Source organism: Flavobacterium nackdongense (genome assembly GCF_004355225.1).
Lineage (GTDB): Bacteria > Bacteroidota > Bacteroidia > Flavobacteriales > Flavobacteriaceae > Flavobacterium > Flavobacterium nackdongense.
In genome coordinates, this window is the sequence record NZ_CP037933.1 from 3,639,659 (window position 1) to 3,664,324 (window position 24,666).

The window sequence follows — 24,666 nt, forward strand, 5'->3', positions numbered from 1 at the left end:
GGAGCGTCCCGATTTTCATCGGGAAGGTCAACGGTTCGACTCCGTTATTCTCCACAAAAGCCCCTCCTAACCTCCCCAAAGGGGAGGAACAAAGAGCAATCGGCTCTCCCCCTTCGGGGGAGCTGGAGGGGGCTTAAAGTTCATTGACATATTGAGATAAAAATATTTAAAAAGTAGAAAGCATTTTGTAGAGACGTTGCAATGCAACGGCTCAAACAGAATAAACAAAACGGTCATTCTTAAATGAATGATTGGTACAATAAGCAAAATAAGGGCGTATGGGGGATGCCTAGGCTCTCAGAGGCGAAGAAAGGCGTGATAAGCTGCGAAAAGTTACGGGGATTGGCACACACGATATGATCCGTAAATACCTGAATGGGGCAACCCACTATGTTGAAGACATAGTACACCGATAGGTGGGCGAACCCGCTGAACTGAAACATCTAAGTAGGCGGAGGAGAAGAAAACAAAAGTGATTCCGTAAGTAGTGGCGAGCGAACGCGGATTAGCCCAAACCAATGTTGTTACGGCAATGTTGGGGTTGTAGGACCACGACATTTCTTGCACAAAGAATTAGAATCTACTGGAAAGTAGAGCCATAGAGAGTGATAGCCTCGTATAAGTAATAAGTGTAAAGGATAGTGGTATCCTGAGTAGGGCGGGGCACGTGAAACCCTGTCTGAATTTGGCGGGACCATCCGCTAAGGCTAAATACTCCTGAGAGACCGATAGTGAACCAGTACCGTGAGGGAAAGGTGAAAAGAACCGTGAATAACGGAGTGAAATAGATCCTGAAACCATACGCTTACAAGCGGTCGGAGCCCTTTCGTGGGGTGACGGCGTGCCTTTTGCATAATGAGCCTACGAGTTAACGTTGCTGGCAAGGATAAGTGGTTAAGCCACGGATCCGTAGCGAAAGCGAGTCTGAATAGGGCGCTTTAGTCAGTAGTGTTAGACGCGAAACCGTGTGATCTACCCATGGGCAGGTTGAAGCTGTGGTAACACACAGTGGAGGACCGAACCGGTTGTCGTTGAAAAGACTTCGGATGACCTGTGGGTAGGGGTGAAAGGCCAATCAAACTCGGAAATAGCTCGTACTCCCCGAAATGCATTTAGGTGCAGCGTTGGTCATAAAGTTATATAGAGGTAGAGCTACTGATTGGATGCGGGGGCTTCACCGCCTACCAATTCCTGACAAACTCCGAATGCTATATAATGTTTACCAGCAGTGAGGGCTTGGGTGCTAAGGTCCAAGTCCGAGAGGGAAAGAACCCAGACCATCAGCTAAGGTCCCCAAATATATGTTAAGTTGAAAGAACGAGGTTTGTCTGCCCAGACAGCTAGGATGTTGGCTTGGAAGCAGCCATTCATTTAAAGAGTGCGTAACAGCTCACTAGTCGAGCGGACGAGCATGGATAATAATCGGGCATAAACATATTACCGAAGCTATGGATTTTGCATTAAGTTGCAAAGTGGTAGGGGAGCATTCTAACAGGGTAGAAGGTGTGTTGTAAAGCATGCTGGACTGGTTAGAAAAGAAAATGTAGGCATAAGTAACGATAATGCGGGCGAGAAACCCGCACACCGAAAGACTAAGGTTTCCACAGCTATGCTAATCAGCTGTGGGTTAGTCGGGACCTAAGGCGAACCCGAAAGGGACAGTCGATGGACAACGGGTTAATATTCCCGTACTACTGTTAACTGTGATGGGGTGACGGAGTGATGAAAGTACCGCGAACTGACGGAATAGTTCGTTGAAGGCTGTAGCTATAGAATTTGTAGGCAAATCCGCAGATTTTGGCAAAGGCTGATAGTACTCGGCGTCTTCGGACAAAGAGATAGTGTACCTAAGGGCTTCCAAGAAAAACCTCTAAACTTCAGGTTAATAGTACCCGTACCGCAAACCGACACAGGTAGTCGAGGAGAGAATCCTAAGGTGCTCGAGAGATTCATGGCTAAGGAATTAGGCAAAATAGACCCGTAACTTCGGGAGAAGGGTCGCCAGCAGCAATGCTGGCCGCAGTGAAGAGGTCCAGGCGACTGTTTATCAAAAACACAGGGCTCTGCAAAATCGTAAGATGAAGTATAGGGCCTGACACCTGCCCGGTGCTGGAAGGTTAAGAGGAGATGTTATCTTCGGAGAAGCATTGAATTGAAGCCCCAGTAAACGGCGGCCGTAACTATAACGGTCCTAAGGTAGCGAAATTCCTTGTCGGGTAAGTTCCGACCTGCACGAATGGTGTAACGATCTGGACACTGTCTCAGCCATGAGCTCGGTGAAATTGTAGTAACGGTGAAGATGCCGTTTACCCGCAGTGGGACGAAAAGACCCTGTGCACCTTTACTATAGCTTAGTATTGACCTTGGATAAATGATGTGTAGGATAGGTTGGAGACTGTGAAGTGGCGTCGCTAGGCGTTGTGGAGTCATTGTTGAAATACAACCCTTTGTTTATCTGAGGCCTAACCCCACAAACGTGGGGGACATTGCTTGGTGGGTAGTTTGACTGGGGTGGTCGCCTCCAAAAGAGTAACGGAGGCTTCTAAAGGTTCCCTCAGTACGCTTGGTAACCGTGCGTAGAGTGCAATGGCATAAGGGAGCTTGACTGAGAGACATACAGGTCGATCAGGTACGAAAGTAGAGCATAGTGATCCGGTGGTTCCGCATGGAAGGGCCATCGCTCAAAGGATAAAAGGTACGCCGGGGATAACAGGCTGATCTCCCCCAAGAGCTCATATCGACGGGGGGGTTTGGCACCTCGATGTCGGCTCGTCACATCCTGGGGCTGGAGAAGGTCCCAAGGGTTGGGCTGTTCGCCCATTAAAGTGGCACGCGAGCTGGGTTCAGAACGTCGTGAGACAGTTCGGTCTCTATCTACTGTGGGCGCAAGAAATTTGAGTGGATCTGATTCTAGTACGAGAGGACCGAATTGGACTAACCGCTGGTGTATCTGTTGTTCCGCCAGGAGCATCGCAGAGTAGCTACGTTGGGAAGGGATAAGCGCTGAAAGCATATAAGCGCGAAACCCACCACAAGATGAGATTTCTTTTAAGGGTCGTGGGAGATGACCACGTTGATAGGCTATAGATGTAAAGGCAGTAATGTCATAGTCGAGTAGTACTAATAACCCGTAAGCTTATGTACACCTTTCCAGCCCCCTAACCCCCAAAGGGGGAACAAAGGGGCTGGGGAAACTTTCTAATACTTTTTATATTCTTTATCTCAGTATGTTAAGATATTGTGTAATGTTGATTAGCAAAAGCTAATTACCCATTGCAAAACGACCTTAAGGTGGTTATTGCGGCGGGGCTCACCTCTTCCCATCCCGAACAGAGTAGTTAAGCCCGCCTGCGCAGATGGTACTGCAGTTATGTGGGAGAGTATGTCGTCGCCTTTCTTTTGAAAAACCCTGTTCTAACGAACGGGGTTTTTTTGTTTTATAAAGGTTTTGGGGAATATTTAAGCCACTTTTTGCATCAAATCCAAAACCTGTGGAGCTTTAAAAATTAAGCGTAAATAGTGGCTAGACTAAAAAGGAAGAATTCTATATTTTTTACCACTGTGAATTGTGCTGTAAATGCTTTTTTTTACTACGAGCAAGAAGATTGGAAGTAGTTTATGAGTAGCGTGAGGGATGGAAGCGGCATCCTTTGTTTTCTTTCTTTAAGAAAACAAAGATACAGCGTACAGCCCGACAGCGCTGGAGCTTGCGGAAGTGGTGGCACGCCATAAAAAAACCAATCTATTGCTAGATTGGCCTTTTCGGGTTTTGGTTGGTTAGTGTTGCTTTTATGAATTCTTCCAATACATTGGATTGGTATCTGTGGTTCTTTGAAACCAATAGTCTGGGGTTACTTTGTGCCCATCTAAAGTCTTCATTTTTCGTTCGAAAATCCAAATGGTGGGATTGAAAACCATATCGGTTACTGCGACTGTGTATAATTGTGGATCTTCTTCTGTTTTTTTCTTTTCTTCGTCAATAATAACTTCAAAGCCATTGTGCTCCAATAGTTGTGTCAAGAAATCTCTGCGGGCTTCGTCAACGCCTTTTTCGACAAAAGTGACTCTTGTTTCGCCGATGCTTCCAAATGAATGTTTTCCGTCTAATGATGCCATAACTTATTTATTAAAAAGGGTGCTTAATTCAAAAATGTAATCGTATAATGGGCTGTATAATCCTAGAACAAGAATACCTAAAACGGTAGCAATTAGTCCTAGACGCATATAAATCTTACTTTTGAAATATTGAATTGGAGTCTCGCTTCTTCTGATGAACATCGCTCTTACTACCAATAAATAATAGTAAAGAGAGATCGTTACGTTGACTACTGCCAAGAAAACCAAAAAGTAATATCCTTTGCTTGCCGCTGCGGCGAATAGGAAGAATTTTCCAAAAAAACCTGCCACCGGTGGAATTCCAGCTAGGGAGAACAAGGCTAACATCATTACCAAACTTAGATTAGGATTGGTTCGGTATAGACCGTTATAATCGTCTCTGTTTTCTTTTCCGGTTTGCAATGCAATGGCTTGTACCACACCAAAAGCAGCCAGATTCGAGAACACATATACTAACACAAAATACACAACGGTAGCAGTTCCTAATTGGGTGCCAGTTATTAAACCCAAAAGGATAAAACCGGCTTGCGCAATCGATGAAAAAGCTAAGAAGCGCTTCATATTTTGTTGGCGTAAAGCGAATAAGTTACCGATAAACATAGTGGCAAGGGCAATAACATAAACGATGTTTTCCCAAACGTGCATCAAGGGTTTTAGAACGGTAAACAATAAAATCATCAAGATAAAGGCTGCGGCTCCTTTTGAAATTACCGATAAATAGGACGCAACTCCAATTGGCGCTCCTTCATACACATCGGCGGTCCAGAAATGGAACGGAACCAAAGATATTTTGAATGCCAATCCTGCAAAAAACAGAATGAAACCTAATAACGTTAAGTTACTTGAAGTTAAAACTGCTGAAATCGCTTCAAAATAAATGGAACCCGTAGCTGCATACAAAAGTGAGATACCAAATAAAGATGCTCCCGAGGCTAATCCTGCTGAAAGGATAAACTTAACTCCCGCTTCACTTGAAATTCTTTTGGATGTTTCCCAAGCTACCAAAGCTGCCACAGGCAATGTCGATAATTCTAACCCGATGTAAAACATTAGAAAATCACCCGCCGAAATCATAAAATACATTCCGAGAAGGGAAGAAAACAACAACATAAAGAATTCGGTTTCTTTATTTAGCGGTACCATTTTTTCTTTAATCCAATCGGCCGATTGAAGTAGGACTATAAATACACCCACATTTAGTGTGTTTTTGAAGAAATGAATTAGTGTATTGGTGCGAAACATTCCGCCAAATAAACTAGTTTCTTCAATAGGAAAAAATCCAAGAATTGTGTGGATTATAAATATATTAAGTGCGAAAGGCACAAGACGCCCCTTTTTGTCTTTATTTACGAAAATTTCGCCTACAATCAACAATAATAGAATTGTTAAGAGGAAAATTTCTTGTCGCATTGCGATAAAACTGTTCAAATTCATTTTAGTTATTTTATAAATGATTTAATACTCCTTGAATAAATGGTTGAAGGCTTTCCATTGTCATATCGCTCAACCAAAGTGGAGCAACACCCATACCTAACATTGGAATTAATAATAGCAAAATACCTGTTATTTCGAACCAAGTTGCCTTAGGTAAATCTAAAAACTCTTCGTTTTTTACCTCTCCCATTAGCATTATACCTAGTACACGTAAGATGTACACTGCTGTAACCACAATGGCCGATACCGAAATTACGGTGGCTACTCTGTAGAACATTTCTTCGTGTTGGAAAGCACCAACGAAGATGTTCATTTCAGCAATGAAACCACTAAATCCAGGCAAACCCAAGGATGCCAAACCTGCAATAACATAAATCACAGAAATAAATGGCATCACTTTCAATAATCCTCCTAATTTCGTGATGTCCCTTGTGTGTGTTCTTCCGTAAATCATCCCGATTAAGGCGAAGAATAAGGCAGTCATAAATCCGTGAGATAAAGATTGTAGAATAGCTCCGTTCCAAGCGGTTTTGTTCAGCATCAATAAAGCGAATAACACCATTCCAAGGTGACTCACTGAGGAATAGGCATTGATGTATTTTAAATCGGTTTGTTTTAATGCTCCAAAGGCTCCGTAAATGACTCCAATAGCGGATAATATGATGAAGAACCAAGACCATTCAATCGCGCCCAAAGGCAATAAAAACATCGCAATTCTGAATACACCATAACCTCCTAATTTCATTAAAACTCCCGCGTGAAGCATCGAAACTGCTGTTGGCGCCGAAGCGTGACCATCTGGTGACCAAGTATGAAAAGGAAATAAAGCGCCTAGAACCGCAAAACCAACAAAAGTCAAAGGGAAAAATAATTTCTGTGCTTCAAATGGAATGTTTACTTTGGCAATTTCCAAAATATTAAAGGTTAGCGCTCCTCCATCAGCATTGGAATTGAAATAAATTCCCAACACGCCAACTAATAAAACGGCAGAAGCTCCCATCAACATTAAAGTCAACTTCATTGCCGAATACTCTTTTGGCCCTGAGCCCCAAATTCCAATCAGCAAATACATCGGGATTACAGCTATTTCGTAGAACACAAACATCGTAAACAAATCGAGCGAAATGAAGAATCCGTATACTCCAGTGGCCAAAACTAAAAGCGAAATGAAAAATTCTTTGGGTAAATCATCGGTTTTCCAAGAGATGAAAACACCTGCTAAAACCACAAGTGCGGTCAATAACAATAAAGCTACCGATACGCCATCCACTCCGATGGCATAATGCACATTGAAATTTTTGAACCAAACATAATCCTGAGTGAAAAGCATTACGCTCTTATCGCCAGCTCTTTCTTTTAAATAAACGAAAAGCAAATTGATAGCCATTCCGAGTTGGACGAAACTTCCAATCATTGAAATAATTCGAGCTTGTTTTAAACCTTTGGCGAAAACCAAAGCCATAACTGTGAGTACAGGTACAATTACAAAAAGTGATAAAATATCCATATTAATTGATTAGTTTGTCCATAAATAAATAAAAACCAAGGCTATAATCACAACGCCAGAAACAAAAAACATAGCGTAATCTTGTAATCTTCCAGATTGTAATCCTTTTATTTTTTCGGAAATGATAACCGTTTTGTTTCCAATGCCTTCCATAGTTCCGTCCACATATTTCTTGTCGAATTTGGCAATAGGAGTGGAAACTAAATTGAAGATAATTTTTTTGGTAATAAACATATAGATTTCATCGAAATAGAATTTGTGATAAGTCCATTTGTAGAACATACCAAAAGCATTGGAAAATTTGTCAGCCAAATCATTTTCTTTTTTGTAGAAAATCCAAGCCAAAATAATACCGACTAATCCGGTTCCAACAGCAACCGCTGCTAGTGGTACATTCAAATGCGCTTCAAAACCCATTTTGTCGGCAGTTACAAATTCGCTGAAAGGTATAAATCCGGCTACGATACTCATTAAAGCCAAGAACAATAAAGGAAAAGCCATTGACATTGGCGATTCGTGCGGAGCGTGATGGTATTTGGTTTCTTTGCCCCAGAATATTCCAAAATACAATCGGAACATATAAAAGGCTGTCAATCCTGCTACAAAAAGTCCAACAAAATATAGTAATTGATTTTTTTCGAAAGCAGCGACTAAGATTTCGTCTTTACTCCAAAATCCCGCAAATGGTGGCACTCCGGCAATCGCCAATGCCGCAATCAAGAACGTAATATTCGTAATCGGCATATACTTGCGCAATCCGCCCATATCTTTGAGATAATTGCTGTGAACCGCGTGAATTACAGAACCAGCACCCAAGAATAATAAGGCTTTGAACATCGCGTGAGTAAACAAATGGAACATAGACGCCATATAACCAACTCCTTCGTGACCTTTGTAACTCGAAACGCCTAAAGCTAGCATCATATAACCAATTTGTGACATCGTCGAAAAAGCCAAAACTCGTTTAATATCGGTCTGGGTCAGTGCAATTACTGCTGCAAACAAAGAAGAGAAACCGCCCACATAAGCTACTATATTCAATACATATCCACCTTCGACAAAATAATACATCGGGAATAATCGAGCCACCAAATAAACTCCTGCAACAACCATTGTTGCTGCGTGAATTAAAGCTGAAACCGGTGTTGGCCCTTCCATCGCATCGGGTAACCAAATGTGTAATGGAAACATTGCCGATTTTCCGGCTCCACCCATAAATATTAGAAGCAATCCCCAAGTTATTACCGATAATCCCATAAAGGAAGAAGCTCCCCATTGCATTAGCAATCCTTCGCCTTCAGGATTTACAGCATTCAAGGTTTGAAAATCGAAAGATCCAGCATAATGACCAACTATCATAATTCCAATCAAGAAGCCAAAATCGGCAAATCGGGTAACAATGAACGCTTTTTTGGCAGCCGCAACTGCTGAAGTTTTGGTATAATAATAGCCAATTAATAAATAGGATGAAACACCCACCAATTCCCAGAAAATGTAGATTTGGAAAAGGTTGGTAGCTAAAACTAATCCTAGCATCGAAAATGTAAACAGCGATAAAAAAGCGAAGAATTTAGTATATCCGTTATCGCCGTGCATATACCCTCTACTGTAAATGTGCACCATTAAGGAAATGGTAGTTACTACAACGAGCATCATTATGGATATTGGATCTATCAAAATTCCCATATCGATGTGTAAAGTATCTGTGAAGTTCATCCAAACGGTTTTTTCTACAAGGGTTTGGTACACGCCATCGACTTTTCCGCTTACGAAGAAGTACTGGTAAGCAGCAAAATAAGAAAGTGCTGCAGATGTGGCTAATCCAGCAACTCCAATGTATCCAGAAACCGCTGGTTTGATTTTCTGGTACCCAATTCCCAAAAGCAAGAAAACAGCTAGTGGAATTAACGGAATAAATACTATATAAGAGATGTCCATAATTTAGAATATTAATACTTCATAATTTCAGTGTCCTTCACTTCAACAGAACTGATTTGTCTGTAAAGATTAATGATTATTGCAACAGCCAACGCAGTTTCGGCGGCAGCCACAGCAATAATAAAAATCGAAAAGAAAACGCCCTGCAATACATCGGGATATAAATATTTGTTGATGACAACAAAATTTATCGCCGAAGCATTTAAAATCAACTCGAGCGATATTAAAACCGAGATCAAGTTTTTTCGGGTAATAAACCCATAAATACCTATAAAAAATAGAATAGAGGTGAGGGTAAAAATTTCGTAGATGCTAATTCCGGCTATCATAATGTGTCGTCGTTTTTAGTTAGTTTGTCTCCTTTTCCAATAATGATGGCTCCAATCATAGCGGCCAACAACAGAATACTGATTACTTCAAAAGGTAAAATAAATCCGCCTGCGTCGTAGCTCAAAAGTCCACGACCGATATCTTCAACAGTGGTGGTTTTCGAATTTTCTATCACTGTGAAATCATTAGTATAAATGGTGAATAAGAAAACACCAAGTCCAATCAGACAAGCTAGGCCAGTAAGGATTTTTTTGGATAATTTGGCCATTTCCAATTGCATTTCGATATGATGTACCAATAAAACCGAGAAAATAACCAAGACGATAATCCCTCCTGCATAAACCGTCAATTGAACGGCGGCTAAGAAATTGTAATCAATTAAGAAGTAAATTCCCGCTACCCCGATGAGAACAAACAATAAGTAAATCACTGATCGAAGCATTTTGCGACTGCTTACAGAAGCAATGGCTGATACAATCATTATCAAGGCTAAAATGTAAAATATAACTTTTTCCATAAGATTAATCTTCTAGTCCAGGAACCACTTTTGATCCTGGTTTGTTTAAAACTCTAGTGAGGTACGTTCTATCGTAAACGGAATTTTCAAAATTCTGCGCCCATTTGATAGCATCGGTAGGACAGGCTTCGATGCATAAACTACACATCGTGCACATTCCTAAATGATAAATGTGTTTGTCTATCATTTTTTTCTTTTTGCCGGTTTCTGGGTCAATTTGTCTGTCCCAAATAATTTCGATACTTCCGTTCGGGCAAGCCAATTCACATTTTTGGCAACCGGTACAACGGTGTTCGTTTTTTTCGTCGTGCGGCATCACTACCTCACCACGAAAACGTTCGAACATTTGTAATGTAGCTCTGTTGTCAGGATATTGTTGGGTTATAGCCCCTTTTCTGGAATGTAAAAAATACTTTCCGGTGACACTCATTCCTGTGAGAAGTGTTTTTACACCATTATATATATCTGAAAAATAACTCATAATTTCTAAAATTGAATTGTTAATCCAAGCAATACCATCAACGCCATTATAATCAAGTTCATTAAGTTTAGCGGAAGCAAATATTTCCATTCCAATACCAGCAATTGGTCAATTCTTAGTCTTGGGAATGTCCATCGGAACCACATCATTAAAAAGATTATTGCTAATGTTTTTATTAAGAACCAAAATACACCAAGCAAAGGAATATTTTCGGTTATTCCAAAAGGAGATAAATACGCTCCGAAGAATACTGTTGTAGCGATGGAGGCGATGATAAACATATTGATAAATTCTGCCAAGAAGAAGTAGGCGAACTTCATTCCCGAGTATTCGGTGTGGAAACCAGCACCCAATTCAGATTCGGCTTCTACCAAATCGAAAGGAGCTCTATTGGTTTCGGCGGTTCCGGCAATCATATAGATGCAAAAAGCGATGATGGCAGGAATGTGTCCTTGAACAATTAGCCAACCTCCTTTTTCTTGAACTTCGACAATTTGGGATAGTTGCAAAGAACCCGTCATTAAAACCATTGTCAAAAGCGATAATCCAACGGACAGTTCGTAGCTAATGGTTTGAACACCGCTTCGCATCGCACCAATTAAGGCAAATTTGTTGTTACTACTCCAACCTGCTAATAAAATTCCGATAACTCCAATGGAGGAAATGGCTATTAAAAAGAAAATACCAATATTGATGTCAAAGGCTTGAAATTCCTTAGTAAAAGGGAAAAGCGACATCGCCATCAAGGCGGTTACGATAACAAAATAGGGAGCTAAATTGTATAAAAACTTGTCTGCTTTGATTGTTCCTGTTAACTCTTTGGAAACTAATTTCAGGGCATCGGCCATAGTTTGTAATAAACCTTGGTATCCTACTCTGTTTGGACCCAAACGCAATTGAAACCAAGCGGCTACTCTTCTTTCGAGTAAAACCAAGTACAAACCGGCAACTGCAAAAATACCGAGGTAAACTACAGCTATCAATAGCATTTCTACAATGCTTGCAGTAGTTTCTGGCATCAGGCTAAAAAGCCATTCGTGAATATTTTTTGTAATGTTCATAAGGTTAATAAGTATATTTAGGATGTTTTTTCATTTTGATATTTTACTTTAATTATAATTACTATTTATGGTTATCGCTTTCGCTAGTGCGAGCGTCACGCTCGTACCCGCAACAAAATTAATTTAAATCTATTTCTAAAATTGTACTGTCGTTGTTCCCATAATTTCTTGCACTACTATATTTCCAATCTATTGGGTCGGTCACAAAACCTGCTTCAACAGGATTGTTATGAATGTAATCTAATTTTTGCTCAAAAACTTTCAATGACCAAATTTCAATTGGGTTATTGTTTTGTTGCCAAAATTGTCTAAATTTCACATTACTGTTTTTCTTTCCAGCTCTTTCAAACATCCACAGCAACCATTCTTTTCTGCTTTCTTGAGGATTTTCTTCAATTACTTTTAAAATTTTTCTTGACGTAAATCCTTTTAAATCTCTTATTAAACCTGATGGATCACCTAATGATGATCTAAAAATTAAATGGATATGACTCGGCATAATGCAATAACCATAAATTTCCATCCCTTTATTTTTTCTACAATAATCTAACGACTCAATCATACAACCAAAATAATCATCTCTAGTAAAAACATCTATCCAATAAACAGTAGCAAAACTTATAAAATAGGCTCCATCCTTTTCGTGAAATTTATATTTTCTACTCATCGAAAAACTAAATTAATTTTACATTTGTTTGTTGGCACGAGCTAGAAGCTCGCGCTAGCGGGGGTATTGCCTTAATCCAGCAATTGTTTCTGTATAATATGTTTGCCCGTAGTTCGGTACGGAGAAAATTATCAATATAAGTAAAGTTATTTTTTTCATTTTATTTTTGAATTAATTAGTATATTGAAAATCAAATCTTCCATCTGTTATTTTGTGAAGATTCCCTTCATAATCTAATATATTATACCAAAAAGTTCCTGATACAATATGATTTTGAGTATCTAGATTAGTTATCTTTAGCTCTCCAATATTTACTTGGTCTGTAAATGTTGAATTAAAACGATAGTAATAGTAACCTGTAGCGTTCCCAAGAACATTATCTTTTAAACTCAATGTTTGCCCCTCATTAATAGATAAACTATTTGTATTTAGTGCTAATCCAATTTGATGATTATTAATATCTCTTTTGCTAAAGGAAATATGAAAATAATATCCACCATTAAAAAATTGGTAATAACAATTAGTTGAATTTAGTTCCTTATTGGGAATGAACGCTTTTCCATCTAATAAACAGCCTATTTTGTTTTCTCCACCTTGTGTTGCAGGTGGAAGTTTGTCTAATTCAGTTTTAGGTTTGTCGTCATCTTTTGAGCAACAACTTAATGTAAGTATTGCTGCAAACATAAATATTAGATTTTTCATAAAAATAATTTTATCGGTCGATATCAGGGATTACAAGGTCTAATGTTGCCATAGTTGCCACTAAATCTCCAATTTTCCCACCTACAGCAATATGATTTAATAAAGATAAATTAGAAAATCCTGGCGAACGGAATTTCATTCGGTACGGATTTTTTGTTCCAGTACTAACGATGTAAACCCCTAATTCTCCTCTTGCAGTTTCTACTTTTTGGTAATATTCGCCTTCTGGCAATTTGATTACGGTATTGGTTTTAGCAAAAAAATCACCTTCAGGAATATTGTCAATTAATTGTTCGATTATCGACAAGGATTCCCACATTTCTAAAACTCTCACTTGGTAACGGGCATAAGTATCGCCTTCGGTTTTCAATACTTCGTTGAACTTTACTTTGTCGTAAGCACTGTATGAATGGTGCTTTCTCACATCGCAAGAATAGCCAGAGGCACGACCCACAGGGCCAGAAGCTCCAAAAGAAATTGCATCTTCTTTGGTTAAAATACCAATGCCTTCCATCCTTTTTCGGAAGATGATATTGTTACTCAAAAGCAAATCGTATTCTGGAAGTTTGGTTTTGAAATGAGCGATAAACTCTTTTGTTCTTTTCACAAAATTTGGGTGAATGTCGAACATTAAACCTCCGGGAATGTTATAGTTCATCGTCAAACGAGCGCCACAAGTTTCCTCGAAAATATCGTTAATCATTTCTCGATCTCTAAAACCGTAAAAGTAAGTTGTTAAAGCGCCAACGTCCATTCCCATAACGCCCCACCACAATGTGTGAGATGCGATTCGGGTCAATTCGGCAATGATGGTTCGAATGACTTTTACACGTTCTGGAATTTCCAATTGAAGCGCATTTTCTACGGTAAGGCAAACGGCTTCGTTGTTGATATGCGAAGAAAGATAATCCATTCGGTCGGTCAAATGCACGATTTGTTGGTAACTATCGCGCTCGCACATTTTTTCGATAGAACGGTGGATATAACCTAAATCGGGTTCTACTCTTTTGATTATTTCACCGTCAATGGTCAATAAAAGTCGCAAAACGCCGTGCGTGGCAGGGTGTTGCGGCCCCATATTTATTTGATATTCTTCGGATTTAAAATTGTTGGTTATAGTTGTATCCATTTTTATGTATTTGTATGTCCGGTTTGCGGACTTAATTTTTCGTTTTTTAAACCATTAAGAATCATTTAGAAAAATTAAGGCTTAATCTTAATGAACCTTAATTTTCTTAATGGTTCAAAAGAAAAATAACTTTGTTATTTGATAACCATATTAATTTCATCTACATAATCTTTTCTCAACGGAAATCCATCCCATTCTTCGGTCAGGAAGAGTCTTTTTAGATTTGGATGATTGGTGAATTGTATTCCGAAGAAGTCAAAAACTTCTCTTTCGTGGAATTCGGCAGTACGCCAAATGTCGCAAACGGTATCTAGTATCGGGTTTTCCCGATCTTCGGTTTTTACTTTTACTACCAATTGATGTCTGTGAGTAGTGGATTCCAGATGATAAACAACACCTAATGCCGCACCCCAATCCATACCAGTTAAGCAAAACAAATAATCGAAATTCGTTTCGGGATTGCTTTTTAATTGCGTCATTAGTGCGTGAAGTTGTTCGGGCGGAACAGTGATATTTAAAAACTGGGATTTCTCTGCAGTGAATTCCAATTCGGGAATCCAACTGATTATTAAATTTTGTAAGGCTTCGTTAATCATAACTATTAGTGTATTAAACAATTATATACGAGGTTAGAGATTTGAGGTTTGAAATCTTAAACCACTTTAACTTCTATTGTCTCGCTTCTTTGTGATGTTGTGTAATTCGTAACCGCATATTTTTTGGCTGAACTAAAATGTAATGCGAAACGGTAATTCCACTAAATTAGAGACTAGCTCAAAACGGTCGAAATGCGACGGATTAATTTAACTTCGCAAATTTAACACTACAGCCTTCGTCACAATTGATATAAATTGGTTTTAATATTAATTGTGTATTTGTGATTGTTTCAATTTTCTCAATAAAGTTGTTTGTAAAACCCGAACAATTATATGTCATCGAAATTTCATTGGTAGATGAAATAGTATAACTCCCAGTTGTACATTCGCTGTGTTTTGTTGAATTAAAAGTTCCGTTACTTAAGAGTTCAATTGTGTAACCATTAGTTATTGTGTGCCAACTTGGACTACTTCCACCATCGCTATTATATAACTCTATCTGTTTCCACTTTCCAACTACACTTGGTTTTGTTGAATTGTCGCCCTCACTTTTTGAGCAACTTAATGCTGAAAAATATAGGATTGCTAAATAAAATATTGTTTTCATAATTTTAAGATTTTATTTTTGATTTTTTATTTTTGTTTTGAGTGTTGAAAAAAAGTAGTTTTTAGCGAAGTCAAAAACTACTTTATAAATATCTTTATTCTACTATTATTTGATGACTTTCAGTTTGGTCATTAATGAAAATCTTCAAGACATAAATCCCTTTACTTAGTCCACCAACTGATAAAGTAGCTTTATTGTCTATAATTTTTACTTTTGATTTTGATTGCTCCATTAAATCAAAAAGTTCTCCTGATATTTTCGCTTTTTATTTTTTAAAATGTTAATAATTTATCATTTTTTTAGTCTGTTATCTTTTAAAAATTCAGTTTAATTGGTCTTAAATAGTTCTTTCAGCTTACTAAATATCTGTTTCATACTCATTCCAATGTTGCGAAATCTGTCGCATAACTTCCAACCTCTCACAGTCCTTCGTCAAACCCATCTACAGGGAAAACTTTATTTTTCATGCTTTCTGTTTTGATTTTTGCCTGAAGCATCAACATTCCTTCTAGCAAAGCTTCTGGACGAGGCGGACAGCCTGGAACATAAACATCTACAGGGATAACGTGATCGGCTCCTTTTACAACAGAATAGGAATTGTAAAAAAATGGTCCACCAGAAATGGCGCAGGCACCCATTGCAATGACGTATTTTGGTTCTGCCATTTGATCATACAAACGGCGTAAAACTGGTGCCATTTTGTTGACAATGGTTCCTGCAATGATGATTAAATCGGCTTGTCTTGGCGAAGGCCTCGCAACCTCGAATCCAAATCTAGAATAATCGTGACGAGCAGCTCCAGTTTGCATCATTTCGATAGCGCAACAGCTGGTTCCAAAATAAAGGGACCAAAGCGAGTTCGCCCGTCCCCAATTGATGATATCATCTAATGAAGTGACCAAAATATTGGCCCCGTTACCTCCAGGAATTACTTTTCCTGGGAAATCTGCTGGTATTTCAGATGTATTATTTACTCCCATTTTAATGCTCCTTTTTTCCAAGCGTAGGCTAAACCTAAACCTAATATTACTAAAAAGATGATGATTTCGACAAAAGCGACCATTCCAATTTCTTTAAAAACGACTGCCCAAGGAATTAAAAAGGCTACCTCGACATCAAAAACCAAGAATAAAATAGCGTACAAATAGTAGCCCACTTTAAACTGAACCCAAGTGGGGCCAATGGTGGTCATTCCGCTTTCATACGGTTCTCGTTTTTGTGTATTGTCTGACTTTGGCGAAATTAAATTAGAGAGGAAGTTGGCACCGGCGACCAGAACTATTCCGGCTAGTAAGAAAACTATAATTGCTTCTGAACCCATATATTTAAATTTTATTTATTGTAATACTTCGCAAATTTACATTATACAATCTACTATTCCTATAGGGTAATAGATTTTAATGTTATTTTTTTATTTCACTTCATACGTCTCTCCCGAGAAGAACAAATCATCGGTTTTTGTAAAACTAGAATTGGCTTTTACTTGCGCTGTCAAGGCATCTTCTCTTTCCTCTAAAGTGACATCATCAAAACTTCTGATCACTCCTACTGCCAATGGATATTGCATTCGAACCAACATATAATGCAAAGTTGGGTCCTGTTCTTTGGCATTGTGTACCAAAAGATCTTCCTGAGTGATTCCGTCCTCGCCAATAGTTACTACTTCTAATTTTAGTCCTTTTAAAACTAAACCTTTGTCACGATTTTTACCAAAAATCATTGGTTTTCCGTGTTCCAAATAGATTTGTTTGTCTTCTTTTACGTCTTTATCGGTAAGATGATTGAAGCAACCGTCATTAAAAATCACACAATTTTGTAATATTTCGATTAAGGATGTTCCTTTGAATTGTTGTGCTTCGATAAAAATTTGTCCCATTTCTTTGGGGCTTCCGCCACCGACTCTTGCAAAAAACCGCGCTTGAGCGCCAAGAGCCAATTCTCCCGGAGAAAAAGGAGGTTGCGTATTTCCGTAGGGGGAAGATTTTGTTTTTTGACCAATTAAGGAAGTAGGAGAGAACTGCCCTTTGGTTAAACCATAAATTTCATTGTTGAAAAGGATGATATTCAAATCGATATTTCTACGTAAAACGTGGATAAAGTGATTTCCTCCAATAGCCATTGCATCGCCATCACCAGTTGCTATCCAAACGCTTAAATTAGGATTGCCTAGTTTTATTCCAGAGGCAATTCCGGGTGCTCTACCGTGAATACTATGAATTCCGTAGGTGTCTAAATAATAAGGAAAACGGGAGGAACAACCAATACCCGAAACGAAAACGACATCTTCTCTAGCCACTCCCATTTCTGGAAGTATTTTTTGCATCGTACGTAAAATAACATAATCATCGCAACCGGGGCACCATCTTACTTCTTGGTCACTGGTAAAATCTTTGGCGGTATATTTTTTTTCTATAGTCGTTTCCATATTTATACAAGTGATTTAAATTCGTGAATTAAGTCATCATTGGCAAAAGGTAATCCTTGTACTCTATTGAATTGTAAAAAGTCAAATGTACTGTGTTTAATTTTTAGAATGCTAGCAAATTGGCCACTATTCAACTCACAAACAAGAATTTTTTTGAATTTGGACAGAATGTCGGCGGTATTTTTTGGCATTGGATTAATGTAGTTGAAATGAGCATAACCAATGTTTTTATGGCCTAGTTCATTCATTTGTTTCACCGCCGAATGCAAAGAACCATACGTTCCGCCCCAACCAATGACCAATAGATCACCTTCTGCAGCAAATTCAGTTTCTAAGTCTGGAATATTGAATTGTACTCTTTCGATTTTTTCGGCTCTAATTTGAGTCATTTTCTCGTGATTCTTTGGTTCATAAGAGATATTTCCGGTAACGGCATCTTTTTCTAAACCTCCGATTCGGTGTTCTAATCCTGGAGTTCCTGGAATTGCCCAATTGCGCGCCAATGTTTTCTCGTCTCTATCGTAAGGATGCCAGTTTTCTTTGACTGCTGAAATTTTATTGTTTTTGATTTCGGGCATTTCAGCTACGGTTTTGATTTTCCAAGGAGCCGCTCCGTTCGCAATATATCCGTCAGTCAACAAAATAACAGGTGTCATATGTTCTAATGCCAATCGCGAGGCCTCATAAGCGAAGTTAAAACAATTGGCCGGAGTGCTTGCTGCTATTACAATAACAGGACTTTCGCCATTTCGACCATAAATTGCTTGCAATAAATCCGATTGTTCGGTTTTGGTAGGCAAACCGGTCGAAGGGCCACCTCGTTGGACATCGACGATCACTAAAGGTAATTCCGTCATAATCGCCAAGCCAATCGCTTCTCCTTTTAATGCCAATCCAGGTCCCGAAGTAGTTGTGATGGCCAAATCACCTGCAAATGCGGCGCCAATTGCCGACGTAATTCCCGCAATTTCGTCCTCAGCCTGAAATGCTTTCACTCCAAAATGTTTGTGCTTGGCTAATTCGTGTAAAATATCGGTGGCAGGTGTTATTGGATAAGATCCCAAGAATAATTCCAAGCCTGATTTTTCGGCTGCTGCCAAAAATCCCCAAGCCGTTGCCGTGTTCCCCATAATAATTCTATAGGTTCCCGCAGGCATTTTGGCCGGAGAAATGGTATAGGAATTCGGAATAAGTTCTAAGGTTTCGGCAAAATAATAGCCCGCCATTAAAACCTTAGTATTGGCTTCAATTAAATGTGGTTTGGATTTGAATTTATCATTAAAAAATTCGATGGTATGTTCGGTAGAGCGGTTGTACATCCAATAGATCATTCCCAGAGAAAACATATTTTTACTTCTCGTAATCGATTTCGTATCCAAACCAGCGACATCTTTCAGAGCTTCTTTGGTTAATGAAGTCATATCGACTTCGATCACTTTATAATTATCAAGGCTTCCGTCTTCTAATGGATTGGAGGTGTATTCCGCTTTTTCTAAATTCTTTTTGTTGAAAGCATCGGTATCGACGATTACTGCGTGGCCGGGTTTCAGCGCGTACAGATTCGTTTTCAGGGCAGCAGGATTCATCGCTACTAGCAAATCGACGCTATCACCAGGCGTACTAACTTCGACACTGCCTATGTGTACTTGAAATCCAGAAACTCCGTACAAACTCCCTTGAGGCGCTCTAATTTCTGCTGGATAATTAGGGAAAGTGGCAATGTCATTTCCAAACATTGCTGAAGTGTCAGAAAATTGTGTTCCGGTCAACTGCATTCCATCACCAGAATCTCCTACAAAACGAATAACGACAGCTTCTAGTTTTTCAGCTTGTGGTTTTGTTTTTGTTCCAACCATAATTGTTAGTTTTTTTTCATTAATTAATAATTATTTTTAATAAATGATGAGCCAAATTTAATTTCACTTTTCCAATTAAAATATGACGATTATCATATAAAAGTAATAAAAAGACATTTAATTTTACAGGGAATTAAAAAATATATATGTTATGGCAATAATTATTACGGACGAATGTATCAACTGCGATGCCTGTATTTCAGAATGTCCAAACAACGCAATTTATGAACCGGATACCAAATGGTCTTATGCAGAAGGATCTGCTTTGAAAGGGATGGTAAAAAATCTTATTGGAGTAGAAATTGATGCCAATGAAGAGCACGATCCAATTTCTGACGAGTTTTTCTACATTGTAGCAGACAAATGTACAGAGTGTAAAGGTTTTCACGACGAGCCACAATGTGCTTCAGTTTGCCCTGTTGACTGTTGTATACTTGATGAAAATCACGTAGAAACAGAAGATCAATTATTAGGTAAAAAATCTTGGTTGCATAATGAGTAAATCATTGAGATAAAAAAAGCTAAACTGCTAATCGGCACTTTAGCTTTTTTTTGCTCTTAAAATTAAATTCCGTCAAGTAATTTGTCGATTGAATACTAAGTCACAAATTCAAGATGGTTTAAAAACATTGTAAAAAATGAACAATAAAACATTTAAAAAAGTAATTTGTGACGGGAATGAGGCAGTAGCACTTATTGCTCACAAAACGAACGAGGTCTGTGCGATTTACCCAATTACGCCATCCTCTCCAATGGGTGAACACGCCGAGCTTTACAGTTCAAAGGGTAAAAAAAATATTTGGAACAATATTCCTCGAATTGTAGAAATGCAAAGCGAAGCAGGTGCTGCAGGAACTGTTCACGGCTCTTTACAGGCGGGTGCGCTAACTACAACGTTTACGGCCTCGCAAGGGTTGTTGTTGATGATACCTAATATGTATAAAATTGCTGGTGAATTATTGCCTTGCGTAATTCACGTTGCCGCCAGAACAGTGGCTACTCACGCACTGTCTATCTTCGGAGATCACTCTGACGTGATGGCTTGCAGACAAACAGGATTTTCGATGTTATTTGGTGGTTCAGTGCAAGAAGCACACGATTTTGCCCTGATTTCTCAAGTGGCAACATTGAAAACCAGAGTGCCATTTATGAATATTTTTGATGGTTTTAGAACCTCGCACGAAATTTCAAAAATTGACAGCATTCCAGACGAAATCATCAAAGCGATGATGCCAGAAGATAAAGTTATGGCACACAGACAACGATCCTTAGACCCTGATCGTCCAGTTTTAAGAGGTACAACTCAAAATCCCGATGTATTCTTCCAAGCCAGAGAAGCTGCAAACGGATTCTTTGATGCTGTTCCGGCTGCTGTTCAAGAAGTAATGAACGAATTCTACGAGCATACGGGACGTAAATACAATTTATTCGACTATATGGGGCATCCTGAAGCCGAGAGAGTAATTATCATTATGGGTTCTGCCGAAGGTCCTGTAAAAGAAGCTCTTGAAATGATGCTTGAGGAAGGTGAAAAAGTAGGGGTAATTTTTGTTCGCTTATTTAGACCGTTCGCCATCGATGCCTTTGTTGATGCTTTACCCAAAACAGTTCAGAAAATTGCTGTTATGGACAGAACCAAAGAACCAGGAAGCATTGGAGATCCACTTTATTTAGACATTGTGACTGCACTTGTTGAAAGCGGAAGAGAAATGCCTATCGTGGTTGGAGGTCGTTACGGATTGTCATCCAAAGAATTTACTCCTGCGATGGTCAAAGGAATTTATGATGAATTATTAAATAAAAAACCTAAAAATCACTTTACCATCGGTATCAATGATGACGTGACTTTCCACAGTTTGTATTATGATACCAATTTTGATTACAAAGGAAAATCAATTAGCTGTATGTTCTATGGTTTAGGTTCTGATGGAACTGTTGGAGCCAACAAAAATTCCATCAAAATCATTGGAGAAACTACCGATAATTACGTCCAAGGCTATTTCGTTTATGACTCTAAAAAAGCCGGAGCTCAAACTATTTCTCACTTGCGTTTTGGTCCAGATCCAATCAATTCTAACTATTTAGTAGACAAGGCCGATTTTATTGCCAGTCATAAATTTAACTTTATTGAAAAATTCAATATGATTGCCGACCTGAAACACGGTGGAACGTTCTTATTGAATTCTCCTTATTCTAAAGAAGAAATTTGGGGAAGATTACCCATCCAAATTCAACAAGGAATCATTGATAAAGAAGCTAAATTTTATGTGATTGACGCCACCAAAGTAGCATTTGAAGCCAGCCTTGGAAAAAGAGCGAATACGATTTTGCAAACTTGTTTCTTCGCCATTTCTGGTATTTTGCCTAAAGAAGAGGCGATTAAAAAAATTAAAGATGCCATCGTTAAATCCTACTCTCATAAAGGAGAGAAAGTGGTGAATATGAACTTCAACGCCGTGGATAAAGCTTTAGAAAATCTGCACCAAGTGGATTATCCAAAAGTAGCTACCAGCGAAAGACATTTGGCATCGGCAATGAAAAACGCTCCGGATGGATTTGTTACTGAAGTATTAGAAAAAATATTAGCCGGTTTCGGAGACGATTTACCAGTGAGTGCTTTCTCGATAGACGGAACTTTCCCGACAGGAACTTCGCAATTCGAAAAAAGCGGTATTGCTGACTTTATTCCAGTTTGGGACGACGAAAACTTATGTACACAATGTAATAAATGTGTGGCTATTTGCCCTCACGCTGCCATTCGTTCTAAAGTAGTTACTAATGATGAATTGGCAAAATTCCCGGGCACACTAAAAAGCGTTCCTGCGATAGGAAGACCCTTTGCCAAAGAAAATGAGTCTTATATTTTGCAAGTTTCTCCAGAAGATTGTACAGGTTGTGATCTTTGCGTAGTGGTTTGTCCTGCTGTAAGCAAAGAGAAAGAAAACTTCAAGTCGATCAATATGAGGAAAAAAATTGAACACGATGTTGTTGAAAATGTAAATTGGGATCATTTTGTAAGTTTACCATACTACGACCGAACTTCGTTGCAAATTACGAATGTAAAAGGCTCTCAATTTTTGGAACCATTATTCGAATTCTCAGGTGCTTGTTCCGGTTGTGGTGAAACGCCTTATATTAAGATGATTACACAATTGTACGGCGATAGTATTATGATTGCCAATGCAACAGGTTGTTCTTCTATTTACGGTGGAAACTTACCAACTACACCTTATAAAACCAATGAATTTGGAAGAGGTCCAGCTTGGGCAAACTCACTTTTCGAAGACAATGCCGAGTTTGGATTAGGTTTAAAATTAGGATTATCCAAAAAACAAGAAATTGCGGTTGATTTATTAAAATCATTGGAATCAGTTGTGGGTAGTGAATTGGTAAACGCCATTCTAGACAATCCTGAAGATACCGAAGCCTTGAAAAACGAAAAATTTGCTCAAATTGATGCACTTAATAAAATATTGGCCAAAGTAATTGATAACGCAGATGCCAAAAAATTAAGCCAATTGACGGAGTATCTTCGTAAAAAAGCAGTTTGGATCTTTGGTGGAGACGGTTGGGCTTATGACATCGGATACGGTGGAGTGGATCACGTTTTATCTACAGGAGAAGACATTAATATTTTAGTAATGGACACTGAGGTGTATTCGAACACTGGTGGACAAGCCTCTAAATCGACTCCTCTTGGAGCGAGTGCTAAGTTTACTATTGGTGGTAAAAAAACAGGTAAAAAATCCCTAGCACTTCAAGCTATTTCTTATGGAAATGTGTATGTAGCTCAAATTGCAATGGGAGCCAAAGATTTACAATCACTTAGAGCGATTGAAGAAGCGGCTGCTTATCCTGGACCATCATTGATTATTGCTTATTCTCACTGTGGTGAACACGGGTACGAATTGAAACACGCTATTGACCAACAAGAAAAAGCGGTTGATTCAGGGTATTGGCCATTGTTTAGATTCAATCCTATGGAAGCAAAAGGCAAGAAATTCAAATTAGATTCTAAAGCGCCATCCATCCCTTTGAGCGACTTTATGTACAACGAAGCACGTTTTACTAGAGTGGTAAAAGAGAATGCTACTTTAGCAGCTGAATTATTGACTCAAGCTCAAGAAGAAGTAGATACTAAATGGGAAAGATTGGAATTGTATAGAGATTTGTAATAGCTTCTATCTAATTTAAAACTGCCCAAAAAAAACAGTATAAATAGTGAATGTGAAAAACCTACTCGGGATGTAAAATCTTGGGTAGGTTTTTTTATGACTTTCGACTACAAATTCTAGAAAAAATAAAAAAAAGTTATGCCAATTACGGAAAACCGTAAAATAGAATGTTGTGGACTTTGTAATTTTGAAATTATAATTAAAAACGTACAAAAAAACACTATTTTATATTTGTGTAAAAAAAGGAAAAAACTTATATTTGGTAATAATTTTATAAGTAAATATATAATAAATTTTTTGTATTTATTTGATCTGCAAAGTACTAAAAAAACAATAAATTTTCAATTTATGAAACTGCAAAAAAGGATGTTGTTGCAAGACCATAGCCCGCCAAAAAGAGAACAGAATAATTATAATTTTACAATTTTTAACCTAATAAACAATTATGAAAATACATAAAATATTTTTTATTATAACAATTTTAGTTACTCTTTCGGCTCATTCTCAAATTACAAAAGGGAATTGGATGGTCGGAGGAAGTGGTAGCTTCACAAACTACAAAAGCACATATCCAGACAATAACGCTAAATCAACTCAAGCTGGTTATGCCCTAGATTTAGCACCAAATGTAGGTTATTTTGTGGTGGATAATTTTTCAATAGGAAGTATTGTCGGTTTTTCTTTCAATAACCCCTCAGGTTCTGAGAATAATAGTTTGAGTTTCGGATTAGCACCTTTTGTTAGGTACTATTTTAGAAAGTCTGATAAAATTATTAACCCTTTTTTTCAAGCAAGTTACAGTTTTAATATAAGTAGGAATCAAATACAAGAAGGTAATAGAAAATCGTCTGACTATAGACTCAAAGGAGGTACGGCCTTTTTTTTAAACAGTAGTGTTGCGCTTGAAATTTCAATTGAATATAATTCGGCGATAAACAATTATAATAATTTTCAATATGATAACTTCACAACTGGAGTCGGATTACAAATACATTTAGAAAAAGGATAAAATTAAAAAAAAACTCTAAAAATGAAAAATTACTAACTCTTTTTGACTGCATTCCCCAAAAAAAATCATATAAACAACCTATTAGAAAGCCATCGAATAGCTGTTGAATAAAAACT

Annotated in this window: 21 protein-coding genes and 2 rRNA genes; 5 read left to right on the forward strand and 18 right to left on the reverse strand. The window is 38.3% G+C overall.

Annotated elements, in window-relative coordinates; translation table 11 throughout:
* The first annotated feature begins 257 nt into the window (after positions 1 to 257).
* Both E1750_RS15670 and rrf read left to right on the forward strand, forming a co-directional pair.
* Positions 258 to 3,144: ribosomal RNA gene (locus E1750_RS15670) — 23S ribosomal RNA — on the forward strand.
* 143 nt (positions 3,145 to 3,287) lie between these two features.
* A 5S ribosomal RNA gene (gene rrf / locus E1750_RS15675) occupies positions 3,288 to 3,397 on the forward strand.
* 392 nt (positions 3,398 to 3,789) lie between these two features.
* Here rrf and E1750_RS15680 read toward each other — a convergent pair.
* The 18 genes from E1750_RS15680 to E1750_RS15765 form a co-directional block, all read right to left on the reverse strand.
* Positions 3,790 to 4,116 carry a hypothetical protein gene (locus tag E1750_RS15680; protein WP_133277675.1) on the reverse strand — a complete coding sequence of 109 codons (327 nt, stop codon included), beginning with the start codon at positions 4,114 to 4,116 and terminating at the stop codon, positions 3,790 to 3,792.
* 3 nt (positions 4,117 to 4,119) lie between these two features.
* On the reverse strand, positions 4,120 to 5,550 hold the full coding sequence (locus E1750_RS15685) for an NADH-quinone oxidoreductase subunit N (protein ID WP_133277676.1): 1,431 nt from the start codon (positions 5,548 to 5,550) through the stop codon (positions 4,120 to 4,122).
* A 10-nt stretch (positions 5,551 to 5,560) separates the two neighbouring features.
* Positions 5,561 to 7,057 (reverse strand): complex I subunit 4 family protein, encoded by a 1,497-nt coding sequence (locus E1750_RS15690; protein ID WP_133277677.1) that lies wholly within the window; start codon positions 7,055 to 7,057, stop codon positions 5,561 to 5,563.
* A gap of 9 nt (positions 7,058 to 7,066) precedes the next feature.
* On the reverse strand, positions 7,067 to 8,995 hold the full coding sequence (gene nuoL / locus E1750_RS15695) for an NADH-quinone oxidoreductase subunit L (RefSeq protein ID WP_133277678.1): 1,929 nt from the start codon (positions 8,993 to 8,995) through the stop codon (positions 7,067 to 7,069).
* Positions 8,996 to 9,006: 11 nt separating this feature from the next.
* Positions 9,007 to 9,324, reverse strand: coding sequence for an NADH-quinone oxidoreductase subunit NuoK (gene nuoK, locus E1750_RS15700; protein WP_133277679.1), 318 nt, complete (start codon positions 9,322 to 9,324; stop codon positions 9,007 to 9,009).
* A complete protein-coding gene (locus E1750_RS15705) occupies positions 9,321 to 9,842 on the reverse strand; it encodes an NADH-quinone oxidoreductase subunit J family protein (protein WP_133277680.1) in 522 nt (173 codons plus the stop codon). The genes nuoK and E1750_RS15705 overlap by 4 nt, the downstream gene beginning before the upstream one ends.
* 4 nt (positions 9,843 to 9,846) lie before the next feature.
* Positions 9,847 to 10,323 carry a 4Fe-4S binding protein gene (locus tag E1750_RS15710; protein ID WP_133278167.1) on the reverse strand — a complete coding sequence of 159 codons (477 nt, stop codon included), beginning with the start codon at positions 10,321 to 10,323 and terminating at the stop codon, positions 9,847 to 9,849.
* 5 nt (positions 10,324 to 10,328) lie between these two features.
* On the reverse strand, positions 10,329 to 11,384 hold the full coding sequence (gene nuoH, locus E1750_RS15715; RefSeq protein WP_133277681.1) for an NADH-quinone oxidoreductase subunit NuoH: 1,056 nt from the start codon (positions 11,382 to 11,384) through the stop codon (positions 10,329 to 10,331).
* A 118-nt stretch (positions 11,385 to 11,502) separates the two neighbouring features.
* Complete coding sequence (locus tag E1750_RS15720; protein ID WP_133277682.1) at positions 11,503 to 12,051, reverse strand: REP-associated tyrosine transposase; 549 nt, start codon at positions 12,049 to 12,051, stop codon at positions 11,503 to 11,505.
* A 171-nt stretch (positions 12,052 to 12,222) separates the two neighbouring features.
* The gene (locus E1750_RS15725) at positions 12,223 to 12,753 is read right to left on the reverse strand and encodes a hypothetical protein (protein ID WP_133277683.1); all 531 of its coding nucleotides are present in this window, start codon (positions 12,751 to 12,753) and stop codon (positions 12,223 to 12,225) included.
* 10 nt (positions 12,754 to 12,763) lie between these two features.
* Positions 12,764 to 13,882 carry an NADH-quinone oxidoreductase subunit D gene (locus tag E1750_RS15730; RefSeq protein WP_133277684.1) on the reverse strand — a complete coding sequence of 373 codons (1,119 nt, stop codon included), beginning with the start codon at positions 13,880 to 13,882 and terminating at the stop codon, positions 12,764 to 12,766.
* Positions 13,883 to 14,016: 134 nt separating this feature from the next.
* Positions 14,017 to 14,478: an NADH-quinone oxidoreductase subunit C gene (locus E1750_RS15735; RefSeq protein WP_133277685.1), complete on the reverse strand. Its 462-nt coding sequence runs from the start codon at positions 14,476 to 14,478 to the stop codon at positions 14,017 to 14,019.
* 202 nt (positions 14,479 to 14,680) lie between these two features.
* Positions 14,681 to 15,085 (reverse strand): hypothetical protein, encoded by a 405-nt coding sequence (locus tag E1750_RS15740; RefSeq protein WP_133277686.1) that lies wholly within the window; start codon positions 15,083 to 15,085, stop codon positions 14,681 to 14,683.
* Positions 15,086 to 15,179: 94 nt separating this feature from the next.
* The gene (locus E1750_RS18025) at positions 15,180 to 15,341 is read right to left on the reverse strand and encodes a T9SS type A sorting domain-containing protein (RefSeq protein ID WP_394346307.1); all 162 of its coding nucleotides are present in this window, start codon (positions 15,339 to 15,341) and stop codon (positions 15,180 to 15,182) included.
* Positions 15,342 to 15,504: 163 nt separating this feature from the next.
* Entirely contained in the window at positions 15,505 to 16,065 is a 561-nt protein-coding gene (locus E1750_RS15750) for an NADH-quinone oxidoreductase subunit B (RefSeq protein WP_133277688.1), read from the reverse strand.
* Complete coding sequence (locus tag E1750_RS15755; RefSeq protein WP_103806120.1) at positions 16,056 to 16,406, reverse strand: NADH-quinone oxidoreductase subunit A; 351 nt, start codon at positions 16,404 to 16,406, stop codon at positions 16,056 to 16,058. Before E1750_RS15755 ends, E1750_RS15750 begins: the two co-directional genes overlap by 10 nt.
* A gap of 90 nt (positions 16,407 to 16,496) precedes the next feature.
* Positions 16,497 to 17,510, reverse strand: a complete 1,014-nt coding sequence (locus tag E1750_RS15760) for a 2-oxoacid:ferredoxin oxidoreductase subunit beta (RefSeq protein ID WP_133277689.1) — start codon at positions 17,508 to 17,510, stop codon at positions 16,497 to 16,499.
* Between the two features lie 2 nt (positions 17,511 to 17,512).
* Positions 17,513 to 19,366 (reverse strand): 2-oxoacid:acceptor oxidoreductase subunit alpha, encoded by a 1,854-nt coding sequence (locus tag E1750_RS15765; protein WP_133277690.1) that lies wholly within the window; start codon positions 19,364 to 19,366, stop codon positions 17,513 to 17,515.
* A gap of 151 nt (positions 19,367 to 19,517) precedes the next feature.
* Here E1750_RS15765 and E1750_RS15770 point away from each other — a divergent pair, with 151 nt between their 5' ends.
* The 3 genes from E1750_RS15770 to E1750_RS15780 all read left to right on the forward strand — a co-directional run bounded on the left by E1750_RS15770 (position 19,518) and on the right by E1750_RS15780 (position 24,550).
* Entirely contained in the window at positions 19,518 to 19,868 is a 351-nt protein-coding gene (locus E1750_RS15770; protein WP_133277691.1) for a 4Fe-4S dicluster domain-containing protein, read from the forward strand.
* A gap of 136 nt (positions 19,869 to 20,004) precedes the next feature.
* The gene (nifJ, locus tag E1750_RS15775; protein ID WP_133277692.1) at positions 20,005 to 23,541 is read left to right on the forward strand and encodes a pyruvate:ferredoxin (flavodoxin) oxidoreductase; all 3,537 of its coding nucleotides are present in this window, start codon (positions 20,005 to 20,007) and stop codon (positions 23,539 to 23,541) included.
* A 445-nt stretch (positions 23,542 to 23,986) separates the two neighbouring features.
* Positions 23,987 to 24,550, forward strand: coding sequence for an outer membrane beta-barrel protein (locus E1750_RS15780; protein WP_133277693.1), 564 nt, complete (start codon positions 23,987 to 23,989; stop codon positions 24,548 to 24,550).
* Positions 24,551 to 24,666 lie beyond the last annotated feature (116 nt).